The following is a 15,725-nucleotide window of genomic DNA, read 5'->3' as shown; positions in this document are numbered from 1 at the left end:
AATGAGCCCGATACAATATCGTGCCCATTATTATCAAAATTAATTATAAATTTGTCCAAACTTTTGGGTTCAGTCTAAATTATCAAAACAGGATTTTTTTGCTTTTATGGTGGATTTCTAATGCATTATTTTTTTAGATACAATTTGTCCATTTGTCAAATGTATTTTTATAATTAAAGATTGTCCTTTGTTTAGACCAGAAACAACAATCTCATGCTTATTTATTTTTTTATTTTCAAAAATCAATCTTCCCAATACATCAAAAATGGCAACCTGCTCAATGGAATCTAATTGTGATTTTATTGTAATTTCTTGTTCTGTAGATGTAATAGCGACCGTTTGAGATAAATCTTTGAAGTTTTCCAATCCTAGAGGTGTATTTAAATAACGCAATAGGAAACGATTATTAAACGTTCCTGCCCCAGTAGAAAAAGTATAAGGTGCCAATTTTAAATCATGGGTAACTTTTAATAATTGATCTTCCAGAAAAATTTTCTGGCCGTTTAAAAACAATCCGTCTACGTGGTCAAGGGTAATTGTCGCATTTCCCGCAAGATCTATTTTATATCCTAGAGGAACGATGTCTATATCTTTAAATGGTAATGCCCTGCCCTGAAGCGCAAATGGTTGTGAGTTGATGAGGCTATATAAAACAAATTTTTCAGTGCCTGCCAATAAACTGTCGAAGCCTGGATCTACACCATTGGTGGCCGATTGGATATAGCCTACTAAAGTCTGACTGACATTTGTTGTTGCGTTTGTTAGGTTCAACCAGACTCTATGTTTCTCCAATACTGCCCGTGAAGTATTCCTTGGGTTGGTTCGGTAAAAATTAGTATTGCCCGAATCGAGCCTCATGTAATTTCTAAAGCTCACATTTCCGTTTGCGATAACCTCAACAAAAAAACCCTGCCCTGAAGCGATATATCCCGAAGGGGCACTGGTATTTCCTGTTCCAAAAGGCACGGCGATTTGACCGGAAAGATTGTATTTCGCATAGTCTGATGCAGAGTAACTGTTGCCCGAAAGGGTGTGATTGTGAGTCCAAAAAGCTAAAGTCCCTGTAATGGTTTGGTTAATTGAGCCTATTCCGATAAGATTGTCAAGGATAAAAGTATCTGCGTCCATTGCTGAAGGATAAGGGTTTCCTACTAAACGCAATGATTCTGGATTGGATCCCAATACAACTGAAACATCTACATCTCCATTGTTTGGAGTCCCAGTAAAAAGGTATGGTGAAATTGTTGGAACAGTTGTGCTAATATTTTCAGGTGAACGAAAGATACAGCCAATCCCTTTTGTGAATGTTTCGGTATTTGCATTGGCAGAAATCCAAGCATTATTGTATGTAAAAATCTTGTCTCTTTGCGTTAGTGGAGAAAAGTCAGCTAATGTTTGAGTTCCTGTTGTTGGGGATGACCAATAGGTATAATCGTCCAAAATGATGGGGGTTGTATTTCGAATAACATTTATGTTTCCAATGTTGGCCCCCTCATATCCTGACTGAATTAAACTTGCGTTGTTTTCAAGGGTTAATGTGCTGCCCTCAGCTATTGTAATGGCGGTTGTACCAACCACGTTTAAATTTCCGCTTATTGATAAATTTCCGTCAGTGACGGTCAACGAATTGCAGGTTGCAAAGGCTATGTCGATAAAAACATTTTTACCCCCAGTTACGGTCACATCATGTGTGGCGGTGGGTATAATTCCTAATGACCAATTTGTGGCAGTACCCCAGTTTGAATCCGTAGCTCCGTTAAAAGAATTGGATTGAGCTAAAAGAGTAGGGGCAAGAAAAAGTATGTATAATAGTGGAAAGAAGGCATGCTTAGTTTTGTTTTTTAAAAGTAATAATTGTGTCATGGTATTTTTTATTTCTGGGTTAAAGACAAAAAATGTTATTTGGCAAAGATATGCGTTATATTCAAATTGCTTAAAAAAAAATCATTTCCTTATAATTTTAAGAATTCTTCTATAAACAATTTTACATTTTGATTTGTTGGAATTTTTTTCTTTATTAATTTATTAGACTTTAAACAATCTGGCTTTTTATAGCTTTAGGCAAGAATTTAAAATTGATTAACTGCCTAGTAGGTAGTTTATGGAAATGATATAAATCAGAAATGAAGGGATTTTGGTTGTCCTAGATGATTCATTTTGTGAATTTTATTAAATAGTGATTGAAATAGAGTTTTTTATTGTGAATAATTCAATTAAAACCATCTTTAGATGCCGGATTTTTATTGTTCATAATGAAAATGTATTCATGGAATATTGGTTAATAGATATCTCTATTTCAATCAGTATTTTAAAATGCTTCGTGTACGTTTAGGTTGTCTTTTGCAGTGAATAAATGAAACTCGGTTGATTTTAATATTAAAGTCATAATGAATTTCTCTTAAATGCTTCTTTTTCAAAACAATGCCTTTAATTTTAAAACATTTATAAAGTGTGTTTTCGATGGGTTTTTAATGAGGATATGTTTAATATAGTTGTGATTTTTAGTAACTTATCAACACGAAAACGTTTGCGCTGAGGTGAAACTGATTTTGTGTTAAAATTTATCAAAGTAAATGTTATATTTGAGTCCTAAAATTCGCTAACTTCGTAAAAAAGATATTACTTTTTTGGCTTAACCAAAAAAAATGACGCTCTTTTTTCTGAAAACGGTTGCTCAGGGGATTTGTTCTCAAGAGTCATTTTTAGGGGGTTGTATTATTTAACTGTTTTTATTTGCCATTCCATTTTCTATTTTTAAACCGAACACATATGAGGAACTTTACTTTAAAAACAATTTTAGCGACAAATTTTTGCAGAATGCATTTTGTTATAATGGTTTTATTTTCCGTTTTAATTGGAACGATCTCTTATGGACAAAATAAGATGATTGGAGACGGTTTTGGCGGAGGCTGGGGAGGAGCGTGCAATTCGAACTCTGGAATGGTCGATTTTTCTGCCAGTGTGGGCACGAGCCGTATATCTCCACTTTTAACACCAAGCGCCACTGGAAATAGGTATTGGAGGGTTTGTGTAGATTGGGGAGGGACAATTGCGCAACTAAGTAATGGCTCTGATCTTGGGGTGACGGCAGGTACTACCTATACGGCAGTGAATAGTTGTACGACCTCAGGTGCATATTTTCTTAATGTATCGAGTACAAATAATAGATATTATATAAAATATGCAGATGCGAGTTCTGCTCCTTCACGAAAATTTGTGATTTTTGAATTTAGTGCAACTCCAATTACTGTTTCTGCTGTGAGTAATCCAGGGGGAACTAATGGGGTGGCTTCGATAATTACGGCTACACTTTCTGCGAGTTTGCCGACAGGTCAAGATTCTTATTTGAGGTATTCTACAGCTAGTAATTTTTCTACTTCAACGGTTGTTAAGATGACGGGGAGTGGAACCAGTTATACTGCAAATGTTCCGTCCGGAACAAATACAACAGGAACTGTAGTTTACTACTATGTTTTCACATCTGGAACGGCTAATGTTGCTGCGGATGGTTCTAACACCGATTTTTATACAGTAAACCAAAATAACAATGGGGGTTCTAATTATTCTTATACTGTTACCGCGGCTCCAACGGCTCCGGTTTTATCTGCCACAACTTTTGATGCTAATAAAATTGGCGCTACAACAGCCTCAATCGCAAGCACAGTAAGTTCTGATGGAGGCTCAGCTGTTACGGAAAGAGGGATTGTTTACGCAACGACAACAACGCCAACAACTGGTAATACGAAAGTTACAAATGGTACAGGAACAGGTACTTATAATACTTCAATGTCAGGGTTGACTCCCGGAACTTTATATTATGTAAGATCTTATGCTATAAACAGCATAGGTACTTCGTATGGTACCCAAACAACGTTTACGGCATTAATGCCTCCAACGGGTCATTCAGTTGTTTCTGCGAGTACGACCTCGCTTAATTTGGCATGGACAAGATGGACGGGTGATAGGGCGGGTGCAAGTGTACCTTACAATGTAATGATTGTGCGTTCTACAGATGCCGTCTTTATAGCACCTACAGACGGTACGCCTTATACGGCAGGTGTTAGTACACTTGGAGGTGACTTGGTTGTTTATAATAGTGGCGGAACTACATATACTGATACAGGTTTGACTACAGGTGTTGCCTATTATTATGCATTATATTCAGAAGGATGGTCTTATTATTCTAATGCTGCAACTACAATAAGTGCTGCGCCATCAGGCGTTGTTACTGGGGCTAAATTGAGTGTGAATTTTAATGGAGGAGGAAATACGTGGAGGTATACTAATGCACAAGATGCATGTGATGGCGGTTCTGTAACTTGGGTGGCCGCAAATTTAGGTTCGATGCAAACAAGTGGTACTTTAGTTATTTCTGGAGCAAATATGGTTGGAACAACAGGTGCAAGTTCTCCAAAATTATATTATAGAGTTTACAAACAAGGTTCTGGTGCGCCTGCATATACGAGTGCTAATTTAACTACTACTACTGCTGCATGTGGCGGTGGTTCTAAATATGAGGCTGCGGCATTAAATATTACAATTGCGGCCGCAACTTATAACGTAGTTGGCACCTATAATTTTGAGGTTTACCATGAAGCGACTAATGGAGCAACTATTAATATGGGTACTTCAGGAAGTCCTTATACCGCCACTTTTAACATTGTTGCTGCGCCAACATTAACTACAACTGATGCCGCAAGTTTAATTACAGGTACAACCGCAACTTCAGGTGGTAATGTTACTTCCGATGGAAATTCGACAGTTACGGAAAGAGGGATTGTTTATAAAACATCAACAGTGCCAACAACCGCAGATACAAAAGTAATAGTTGCGGGGACAACGGGAGCTTTTGTAGCAAACATGACTGGATTAAGTTATGGAACAACGTACTACGTTCGTTCTTATGCTATAAATGCAATTGGCACATCTTATGGAACTGAAATTTCCTTCACTACGAGTGTAGTTGTACCGGTAGTATCTGCGACCACAATAGACGCTAATAAAGTCGGGGCTACAACGGCCTCAATAGCGAGTACCATCAGTTCAGATGGCGGAGCTGCAGTTACAGAGCGAGGTATTGTTTATGCAACTACAACAACACCTACAACCGCAAATACAAAAGTTACAAACGGCACAGGGATAGGTACTTATAATACTACTACTGGAGCTTTAACGCCAGGAACTTTGTATTATGTAAGATCGTATGCTATAAATAGTGCAGGTACTTCATATGGTACTCAAACCACTTTTGCGGCTTTATCTCCTCCAACAGCACAAACAGCGGTTTCAGCAAGTCCAACATCTATTAATCTAGCTTGGACAAAATGGACTGGTGATAGATCGGGCAGTGCCACTCCATATAATGTTATGGTGGTTCGTTCTGCGGATGCTATATTTACACAGCCAACCAACGGGGTAGCTTACACGGTAGGAAACGCTATTGGGGCTGATACGGTAATCTACAATAATAGCGGAACATCTTTTACTGATACAGGTTTAACAGGTGGTATAACTTATTATTATGCTTTTTATTCTGAAGGATGGTCTTACTATTCCAATTCAGCAACAGCAAACGCCTTTCCTGTTACAACCGCCCCAGTATTGGCAACAACTACCGCAGCTGATTTGATAGGTGTTACAACTGCCAGATCAGGTGGAAATGTAACTTCTGATGGTGGTTTGGCTTTGACGGCTCGGGGTATTGTTTATGCAACAACGACAACTCCGGCTATAGGAGGTGGTGGTGTAACTAATGTAACCACAGGTACTTCAACTGGAACATATACCGATAATCTAACGGGCTTAACGGCTGGAACTCTTTATTATATTAGAGCCTATGCCACCAATAGTTTAGGTACGACATACGGTGCACAGACTACTTTTACGGCTTTATCCTCACCAACATCACAAACTGCGGTTTATGCAACTTCAACAACTAACAATTTAGCATGGACAAGATGGACTGGTGATAGAGCAGGTGTTGCAACAGCATATAATGTTATGATTGTCCGTTCTACTGATGCGGTATTCACACAGCCAACAGATGGAGTGTCGTATACAGCAGGTAGTAGTACTATTGGGGGAGATTTAGTAATTTACAACAATAATGGTACCTCCTATACTGATACTGGCCTTGCTGCCAATACAAATTATTACTATGCTTATTATTCTGAAGGATGGTCTTATTATTCCAATTCTGTAATGGCAAGCGTAATAGCACCTTTGAGCATAACTACCGCCGCAATATCTGGGTTAGGTTGTCGTGGTGCAGATGCTGGAGGTACTGTTAGTGGAGGTGGAACCATAACAGAACGTGGAGTAGTTTATAATACCTCTACCAATCCTACAACATCAAACACTAAAGTGATTGTTTCTGGTACTACCGGAAGTTTTACGGCTCCTACTCTGGCTTTAAGTCCAAACACAACCTACTACGTGAGAGCCTATGCTATTGATGGTGGGGGTACTGTTTATGGATCAAATGTTTCGTTTACTACAGGTACAGTTTCCGTTTCCTCTAGTTTTTATTCCGACAGAATTTATTTCAAAAACGGTTCCAACGCAGATGAAAAATACTATATGGAAGACAATTCGGTTCCAAACGTGGCCTGTTCAACTGCACTTAGCGAAACCGTAGGTACCGCAAATTTTACTGGAAAGTACCTCGGGACTACAAATCCAGGATTACAACTAAAACTAGGGAGTTATTTGATTACTAAAGGAATTCAGAATGGAAATACGCCTCACCTGAATTATAGAATCTACTTGACGAGTGCAGGACCAGGAGCTACTCCATACACAACGGTAAACATGAATTATGCTGGGGAGTGTGCGGCTGATGGAGTAGATGTTAATTCGAACAATCAAGATAAAATATGGAGAAATCCATTGTTTAATATTACTTCTCCATCATCTACAGGAAATTATACAATAGAGATTTATGTTGATAGAACGGGGGATCAACTAGGTGCTGGTGGTGCAGTATACATAAATAACTGTGGTTCAAATTATAAAGCAAATTTTGATGTGGTAAGGTTGCCAGGAATGTTTTCTGATGTCGTTTATTTTGATAACGGAACTACGGTTACCAACCATACGGGTGCAGGCTATGATAATTGTAACACCGCATTAACTATAGAAAGCGGTTATTGGAATGGAAAAGATTTGGGAAGTATCATTCCAGGGAAAGTTTTAAAAATTGGAGCTATGGTACTGACTTTAGATGGAACAAGTCCTGTTACTGCTGTTGATACCAAGTTGATGTACCGAATCTATAAAAACGGTGGTGCTGTACCAGGTTTTTCAACTATGAGCTTAACAGAAGCTGCCGGTACTATATGTGGTGATGCAGGTATTTCTAAATTTGAACAAGCAACATTAGCTACACTATGGACAACCACTAGCTCAAATGGTGTTTATTACATAGAATTTTATTATACCGCTAAATTGAATGATGGTACTACAATAACAAGAAACAATTCGGGAAGCAACTATAAAGCGTCATTTAGTATTTTAGTCGCTACTCCAGTTGGTGAACGAGATGCGAATGACGGAAATTTTGCTCCAACAGCAACTAATACCAGTGGAATTTTCGAGTCCTATATGGGTGTATTAGTTAATGATATAAATGGCAATCCTATTGCGGGATTAAATAGGGTGTTTAATATGGATGGAGCTTTATCAAGTTCTAACAGTACTAATTTTGATTTTGACATTCAAAATCCGGGATTGGATTTTAAAGTGGGAACAGAAATAAAAGTTTTTACAAAGGGAACTCACAAACTTTGCGGTTGCAGCAGTTGGAATTATGTGTATAAAGCGACTGACCCTAACCCAGTTGCTACCGATTTTCCTTTGCCACCAGCCGGGGCGCTTTTCACCCCTGAAGTTAATGGAAAATTTTCGTTGCTAAACTCAACGTTAAGTAATAACGGTAACACGCCTTTCTTTATGACTAACCAATCTTCGTCTCCTGCGGTAGTTGCTTTTGGAACTATTGCAGATGCAGCTTATAACACGAGTCTTGGTGCCACAATCACAAAATTTAAAGATTACACGGATCCGGTGGTGGGTGTTGTCAGTACAATAAATAACCCGGTGCATCCAGTTTTATGTCCCTTTTGTTCGGGCCCTTATAAAGTGGCTGTTGCTATGCTAGCATGGGTGGGGACACAGGGGAAATGTCCGGGAGATGCAGGGTTTAATGTCGCTGATATTATCTTTCATAGAGATATCAACCAAAACAAAGTGACTGATGCTCTTTTAGTACTAAATCCGGACCATAATGATGCTCCCTCGTCAGGTACAGGAAGCAGTTCTAAGAATAGTTTGCCAGGAACTGATTTGTTTTATATATCTAAAGTGACCATTGGTGCATCTGATGGTTTAAAAAGATGGACAGGAACAGGTTGGGAAAAATTTGTTAACCCGAGTTGGTTTACAAGTACGGCGCCAACCAATAAAAATGATGTGTTGATGAGTACCAATTACTCCACTTCAAACGGTAGTTTTACCTGTAATGATATGACTGTCAATACCGGTATTGTTGTTACCATAGAAGAAGGGAACTATATTGAAGCTTTAAATACAGTAACGACTAACGGTACAGGAAAAATTATTGTAAAAAACACAGGGAATTTTGTACAACGATGCGACGAAAAACCAGCAATTGCTTATATAGAACACCTTAAAACCACAGGAATAAAAAGAAAATGGGATTACGAATATTGGGGTACCCCAATTGTTCAAAACATGTTTAGTACTAAACCATCACCATTTGATATCGGATATTGGAGACAAGCAGGTGCGGGTGGAGGCTGGAGAGCACTAACTTCGGCAGATATGATGGTGGGTAAAGGATACATTCTTAGAGTGGGCAATATAGCTCCATGGAATGACGGTACATCGGGATATTCCACAAGTTGGCAAATAAACGGTACTGCCAATAATGGTATTGTCTCAATTCCAGTAACAAAAGAGGATGCTTCAACTACCAACTATAACAATGCTGAATTACTGGCTAATCCGTATCCTTGTGCCGTTGATGGTTTAAGTTTTGTGAATGATGCCAATAATACTGGTTTGAATGGATCTTTGTATTTCTGGACATCGGCAACACAATATCCGGGATCAGGATTGTATCAAGAAGCTGATTATGCAGTATGGAATGCCTCAGGATCTATTGCTAAAAACGGTATTACACCAAACGGTCAAATACCTTCTGGGCAAGGGTTTTTTGTAAGGGTTCTAACTCCTGGAACTGTAGTTTTTAAAGATTACATGCGTTCAACGACTGCTAATACGCAATTTTACAGAATGGCTAAAGACAATATTGTTAATCGCTATTGGTTAAGTCTAACCGATGAAAAAAGTGTAGATAGTGAAATTTTAGTAAGCTATATAAATGGAGCTACGAATGAAATGGACCGATTGTATGATGCTGTCAATAATAGTACAAGTTCTACACAATTATATTCTTTTGTTGGAGATAATAAATTACAAATAAACGGAAGGTCACCATTTGTTCTTACAGATGAGGTAGTTCTAGGTGTTAAGAAGAATAGTTTTGAGCCAAAATCATTAACTCTGAAATTGAATAAAAAGGAAGGAATCTTTGCCGATGAACTATCACCAATTTATTTACACGATACGGATTTAAATGTGTATCATAATCTTCAAGAGTCTCCTTATACTTTTATAATGACAACTAATGAAGATAACAACAGATTTAAATTGGTGTATCAAAACGTTAGTTTAGGTTTAAATGACTTTGAAAATAATAATGCAATTGCTTACATTAAAAATCAGAAGCTAAATATTTCCAGCGATGAAAATATAAGTAAAGTTATGGTTTATGATATTTCGGGTAGAACAGTTTCTACTTTCAACAATAAAAATTTGAGCAAAAAAATCATTTCAGATTTTAATTATTCCAGTGGAATTTATATTGTCAAAATTGTTTTAGAAAATGGCAAGTCAGTTTCACAGAAAATAATGAATTAACGATTTCGTTTTTATGCTTTTGAACTAGTTTTAAAATCCGTAGCAATACGGATTTTTTGTTTTTTAAAATAATATCTTTGCGCCAAGAAAAAAATAACATGAATACTTCCGATTTAATAAGTAAAACTATTGTTTTCGTAAAACAAAAATTAAAGAATTCTGAAGGTGGCCATGATTGGTTTCACATTGAACGGGTTTATAATAATGCAAACGCAATTTCAAAAAATGAGGTTTGTGATTTATATGTTGTAAAACTGGGAGCTTTACTTCATGATATTGCGGATAGTAAATTTAATAATGGAGACGAAACAATTGGTCCAAAAATTGCACGGGAATTTTTGGTTTCCGAGAATGTATCTGAGGACATAATTAATCATGTGGTTAATATCATCGAAAATATTTCATATAAAGGAGGTAATTTTGAAAAGAAATTTCATTCCATTGAATTGGATATTGTTCAGGATGCAGATAGGCTTGACGCTATAGGTGCCATAGGAATTGCAAGAGCATTCAATTATGGGGGGTTTAAAAACAGGCCTTTGTATAATCCTTCCATTTCTCCAAATCTCCGTATGAGCAAAGAAGAGTATAAAAATTCGGAGGCGCCAACCTTGAATCACTTTTATGAAAAGCTATTGCTCCTAAAAGACAAAATGAATACTGTAACGGGCAAACAAATTGCGCTTCAAAGACACCTTTACATGGAAACCTTTTTGAGCCAGTTTTATGCAGAATGGGAAGGCGAAAGTTAGTGTTCAGTTGTGGTAATAAATGTGATTTACTTGAAAAGTAATTTATAATTTTTTTCTTAAACTGCGAATGCTGTTTCGATTTTTAACTTTTTATTTTCCTTTAAAGTCTGCTTTCCGTTTTTCTAAAAATGCTGTTGTTCCTTCCTTAAAGTCTACGGTGCCAAAACAATTACCAAAGGATTCTATTTCAACCTTAAAACCGTCAATTCCGGGTTTAAAATTAGCATTTACTGCTTTTATGGCCTGGCCAATGGCCAATGGAGAATTTTTTACAATTCTTTGGGCAATTCCGTAACAGAAATCCAGAAGTTCCGCTTGAGGAACTACATGATTAACCAAGCCAGCTCTATAGGCTTCGTCAGCAGGAATCATTCCGGCAGTTAGAATCATTTCCATGGCACGCCCTTTCCCAATAAGCTGAGGCAATCGTTGCGTTCCACCATAGCCAGGAATGACACCAAGAGAAACTTCCGGCAAGCCCATTTTAGCATTGTCGGAAGCAATTCTAAAATGGCACGCCATCGCCAATTCCAGTCCGCCACCAAGAGCAAAGCCATTGACTGCTGCAATAATCGGAGTCTTTAAATTTTCGATAAAATCAAACAGCAATTCCTGACCTTTTTGAGCCAGCTGCGTTCCTTCTGTTATGGAGAAGTCAGAAAATTCGGCAATGTCAGCCCCTGCTACAAAAGCTTTTCCCCCACTTCCCGTTAATACGATTGCCCGAATATCAGAATCTTTTTCAATGAAATCAAAAGCATCATGCAATTCCTGAATGGTCTTTTTATTCAAAGCATTTAATTTTGTGGGGCGATTTATGGTAATCGTAACGATGTTGTTCTCGGCAGTAATTATTATGTTTTCGTAATTCATTTTTCTTGATTTAGGAGTTAATTATGGGAAGCGAAACGGTAAAAACAGTCCCTTTTCCAAATTCGGTTTTAAATGTAATTGTTCCCTTGTAGTTTTCGATGATGTTTTTGATAATTCCAAGACCCAATCCCATCCCGCTGTTTTTTGTGGTGAACTTAGGTTCAAAAATCCTACCAATATTATGTTCTTCAATGCCAATGCCATTGTCCCTAACGAGAATTAACACGTCATTGATTTCTCTTTTTACGGAAACGACTACGGATTTATTTTCTTGATCTTCGGGGATTGACTGGATGGCGTTTTTAACTAAATTGGTAATAATTCGAATCAATTGTGTTCGATCCATTTTTGAAATAATTTCTTGTTCCGGACTTTCAAATACAAGATAATCCTCATTAAAAATGTCTAAAGCCAATTCCACTACCTCCACCACATTCAAGGTTTCGTTTTGCTGTGCTGGCATGGACGCAAAATTTGAGAAAGCTGAAGCGACAGAACTCATCGTATCTATTTGTTGGATTAAAGTTTCCGAATAGTCTTTGATTTTTTGTTTTAATTCAGGATCATTAGCATCAAATTTTCTTTGAAAACTTTGTACCGTCAATCGCATCGGCGTCAACGGATTTTTAATTTCATGAGCCACCTGCTTTGCCATTTCCCGCCACGCTTCCTCCCTTTCACTTTGGGCTAATTTTAAAGCACTTTCTTCCAATTTATCCACCATGCCATTATAGGCTTTAATTAGTAAATTAATTTCTTTGCTGTTCGCTTCCAGCACAATTTTTTCGTTTTTCTGATTTAAACTCGTTTCGTTTAATTTGTCAGAAATGGTTTTTAAGGATTTTGTTATATAAGTAGAAAGGAAATAGGCCAAGGCAAATGCAATCACGAGCATGAAAGAATACACCTGACCTAAATGAATGAGGAAGTTTTGCAGTTCTTTTTCATAAAAACCATCATCTTCAACATATGGTAAATTTAAAATTCCCAGCGGTTTGAATTTTTCATCCTTAATTTGGCTGTAAGAAGAACGGTTTTTTACGCCATCAATATTTTTAATGTCAACGTATCTTTTTTCAATGGAAGATTGTACCAATTTGAGAATGTATTTCGGGATGGGGGGTGAAACGCTATCTATGGAAAAGGAAGCCTTTGATGATTTTAGCAATTTCCCGTTGAGGCTATAAATATTGATTTCCAGATTGTGAATCTGTGCCAGTTCATGAATTTTATCTTTAAAAATAAAAGGTAAATTATTTGACGTTAAGGGATAAGTCGTAGTGGAAAGCACATAATTGATGTGCTCTTTTATCGCGGTTTCTTTGCGTTCCAAACGTTCCTGATGGTATTCTTTAGCCTCGTTTTTAAACTGAATAATAGAAATGGAAGCCATTAAAACGGAGGCAATCAAAATCAATACAATCATGGAAAGGAAAATCCTGATTCGAAGAGAAAGCATTGACATTTTGAATTTCATGGGCATAATTTAGGATTTATTACGTTCCCGAATTTTTTTGTAAAATTTGAATCCAAGCATAATTAAAACCGAAAACAATAGTATGCCAACAACCCCATAAATCCAGTTGACAGCATTTTTTAATATGACCAAAAAAACAACAGCAAATAAAATTATCGTCGCACCTTCATTCCACAATCGCATAAAATTAGAAGTTTGTTTCACGTCGTCTTTTTGTAGTTGCAAATACATTTGATGGCATTTGCCATGATACAAATACAAAAGAAAAACAAATCCTAATTTTACGTGCATCCAAGGCATTTGCAACCAAACTTTGCCTAAATCAGTAAAAAATAGCATCCAAAAAGCAAAAATGCTTGCCAAAATCGCAGATGGCCAAGTGATGATATACCACAAACGATAGGTCATTATTTTGTATTGTTTCTGCAAAATTTCCTTTTCCGGTGATGGTTTTTCGTTGGCCTCGATTTGATACACAAACAGGCGAACGATATAAAATAACCCAGCGAACCAAGTGATAACAAAGATTAAATGTAATGATTTGAGATAGTTATACTGTTCCATCAGCATTTTTTATTTTTTGGAAGCCCATTTGTTAATCCAATTACTGACGGTTTTACACCAGTCGTCGCTATCATTCAAGCAAGGAATAGCCATGAATTCTTCACCTCCATGTTCTTTGAATTGGTGATTGGCTTCCATGGCAATTTCTTCCAAAGTCTCTAAGCAATCGGCCACGAATGCCGGAGTGACAACCGCCAATTTCTTAATGCCGTGTTCGGGCATTTTGTTAATTTCAACATCCGTGTAAGGCTCCAGCCATTTATCGCCCGCCAGTCGGGATTGGAAAGTCTGACTGTATTTCCCTTCGGGAATCCCCAGTTTCTCTATCACTAATTTTGTGGTTTCATAACATTGATGTCTGTAGCAGAATTCGTGTGCCGGCGAAGGTGTGTTACAGCAAGAGCCGTCAATTTTACAGTGCGATTTTGTAATATCGGTTTTGCGTATATGTCGTTCGGGTAATCCGTGGTAAGAAAACAATAAATGGTCAAAATCAAATTTTTCTAAATGAATTTTTATTAAATCAGCTAAGTTTTGGATGTATTCAGTCTGATTATAAAAGGCTGGAATGGATGAAAATTTCATTTCTGGGAAATGCTTTTTTCTAATTTCTTCGGCCTTGTCTAAGACCGTAACGGTTGAAGACATTGCGTGGTGAGGATATAATGGAAACAGTAAAACTTCTGTAACGCCTTTATCTGCGAGCTCTTTCAATCCGGAATAAATGGATGGATTTCCATAACGCATCGCCAATGAAACGGGAATGTCAACTTGGGGTTTTACTTTCTCGAACATCCTTTTTGAAATCACCACCAAAGGAGAACCTTCTTCGCTCCAAACTTTGGCGTAAGCCGCAGCCGATTTTTTCGGTCTGCTTTGCAAGATGATGCCCCGAACCAATAGAGCACGCAACAAAAACGGAACGTCAATCACGTATTTGTCCATTAAAAATTCGTCTAAATAGACCTTAACGTCTTTTGGGGTTGGGCTTTCCGGCGAACCTAAATTTACAAGCAATACTCCTTTCATTTTTGTTGTTTTATGTGTTCGGATTTATAGACATCAAATATTTTTTTGGGGTGGTCGCAAATTTCTTTTTAAAAGCGGCAATAAAATGACTTCCCGTACTGTACCCTATTTTTAGTCCAACTTCATTCACGTTATAGGATCCGCTGTCCAGTAATTTTCGGGCGTAATCCATTTTATAATCGAACAGAAATCCATAGACCGTGTCACCATAAATTTGCTTGAACCCCATTTTTAATTTTTTCAAATTCAAACCAATTTCATCTGCCAATTCCTGTAATCCTGGCGGCTCGGCCATATTGGCAATAACGATGTCTTTGGCTTTTCTGATTTTCATCACGTTTTCTTCATCAATCAAAAACGGACATTGCTCTGCATTTGGATCTTCAGTCCGGTTGAAATACAAACTCAACAATTCGTACCCTTTACCCTTGTAATATAAATTTTTGATGGACGGATTCAAATTGTAATGAAACAATTGACTTAGCACGATTGACATTGACGGAGTAATATTGGTTTCTCCGTAATATTTTTTGTCCTTATTGTCATCGCTTAAAAAAGGAATGTAATTGGCTTCGGTAGAAAACAAAGAGTGAAATTTCTTAATTGAAATAATCACGGAAATCACCCAAGTTTGTGGTGCAAGTTCTAAATGTAAAGGCAACTCCTTCTGTGGATTATACAACAACAGGGCTTTTTCTTCTTTCAAATCCAACGCGTAATTGCCCAGATTAAAAATAAATTTTGCATTTCCTTTAATGCCAAAGTGAAATTGTATCAAACCTTGACGGATCTGTCTTTCGGCACGAAAAACTTCATTTTCATCATTTTGAAAACGAATTAGGGTAAAATCATCTTCAACGGTTATAACTTCTTGTGAACCCATAGCGACATTTTTTTTAAAGAATATGATATTTATCAGTTTTTTATTTGCAATTACCAGAAATGATATTTTTGAAAAAGCTTGATTTCATTACAAAAATAGAAAATTTTAGATAAGATTGCATAATTTTAATCAAAAAAACACGGAG

8 protein-coding genes are annotated in these 15,725 nt (G+C 37.1%); 2 read left to right on the top strand and 6 right to left on the bottom strand.

All coding sequences use genetic code 11. The features are described 5' to 3' along the window. Nucleotides 1-117: 117 nt before the first annotated feature. Nucleotides 118-1,863, bottom strand: a complete 1,746-nt coding sequence (locus tag DB895_RS11935; RefSeq protein ID WP_116725596.1) for a T9SS sorting signal type C domain-containing protein — start codon at nt 1,861-1,863, stop codon at nt 118-120. Nucleotides 1,864-2,817: 954 nt separating this feature from the next. On the opposite strand from DB895_RS11935, the gene DB895_RS11930 reads away from it, so the two are divergent. Beyond that, nucleotides 2,818-10,002 (top strand): T9SS sorting signal type C domain-containing protein, encoded by a 7,185-nt coding sequence (locus DB895_RS11930; RefSeq protein ID WP_166426971.1) that lies wholly within the window; start codon nt 2,818-2,820, stop codon nt 10,000-10,002. A gap of 98 nt (nt 10,003-10,100) precedes the next feature. After that, nucleotides 10,101-10,754 carry an HD domain-containing protein gene (locus tag DB895_RS11925; RefSeq protein WP_116725594.1) on the top strand — a complete coding sequence of 218 codons (654 nt, stop codon included), beginning with the start codon at nt 10,101-10,103 and terminating at the stop codon, nt 10,752-10,754. A gap of 90 nt (nt 10,755-10,844) precedes the next feature. Here DB895_RS11925 and DB895_RS11920 read toward each other — a convergent pair whose 3' ends face one another. The 5 genes from DB895_RS11920 to DB895_RS11900 are packed head-to-tail and all read right to left on the bottom strand — an operon-like array spanning nt 10,845 to nt 15,580. Beyond that, the gene (locus tag DB895_RS11920; RefSeq protein ID WP_116725593.1) at nt 10,845-11,627 is read right to left on the bottom strand and encodes an enoyl-CoA hydratase/isomerase family protein; all 783 of its coding nucleotides are present in this window, start codon (nt 11,625-11,627) and stop codon (nt 10,845-10,847) included. Nucleotides 11,628-11,637: 10 nt separating this feature from the next. Continuing rightward, on the bottom strand, nt 11,638-13,053 hold the full coding sequence (locus DB895_RS11915) for an ATP-binding protein (protein ID WP_116725600.1): 1,416 nt from the start codon (nt 13,051-13,053) through the stop codon (nt 11,638-11,640). A 60-nt stretch (nt 13,054-13,113) separates the two neighbouring features. Continuing rightward, nucleotides 13,114-13,668: a CopD family protein gene (locus tag DB895_RS11910; protein WP_116725599.1), complete on the bottom strand. Its 555-nt coding sequence runs from the start codon at nt 13,666-13,668 to the stop codon at nt 13,114-13,116. A 9-nt stretch (nt 13,669-13,677) separates the two neighbouring features. Continuing rightward, nucleotides 13,678-14,697 (bottom strand): ferrochelatase, encoded by a 1,020-nt coding sequence (hemH, locus tag DB895_RS11905; protein WP_116725592.1) that lies wholly within the window; start codon nt 14,695-14,697, stop codon nt 13,678-13,680. A 10-nt stretch (nt 14,698-14,707) separates the two neighbouring features. Next, nucleotides 14,708-15,580, bottom strand: a complete 873-nt coding sequence (locus tag DB895_RS11900; protein ID WP_116725591.1) for an AraC family transcriptional regulator — start codon at nt 15,578-15,580, stop codon at nt 14,708-14,710. Nucleotides 15,581-15,725 lie beyond the last annotated feature (145 nt).

It is taken from the genome of Flavobacterium psychrotolerans (genome assembly GCF_003097635.1).
Taxonomy (GTDB): domain Bacteria; phylum Bacteroidota; class Bacteroidia; order Flavobacteriales; family Flavobacteriaceae; genus Flavobacterium; species Flavobacterium psychrotolerans.
Note: the sequence above shows the minus strand (reverse complement) of the source record. Positions and strands in the feature narration are given on the sequence as shown.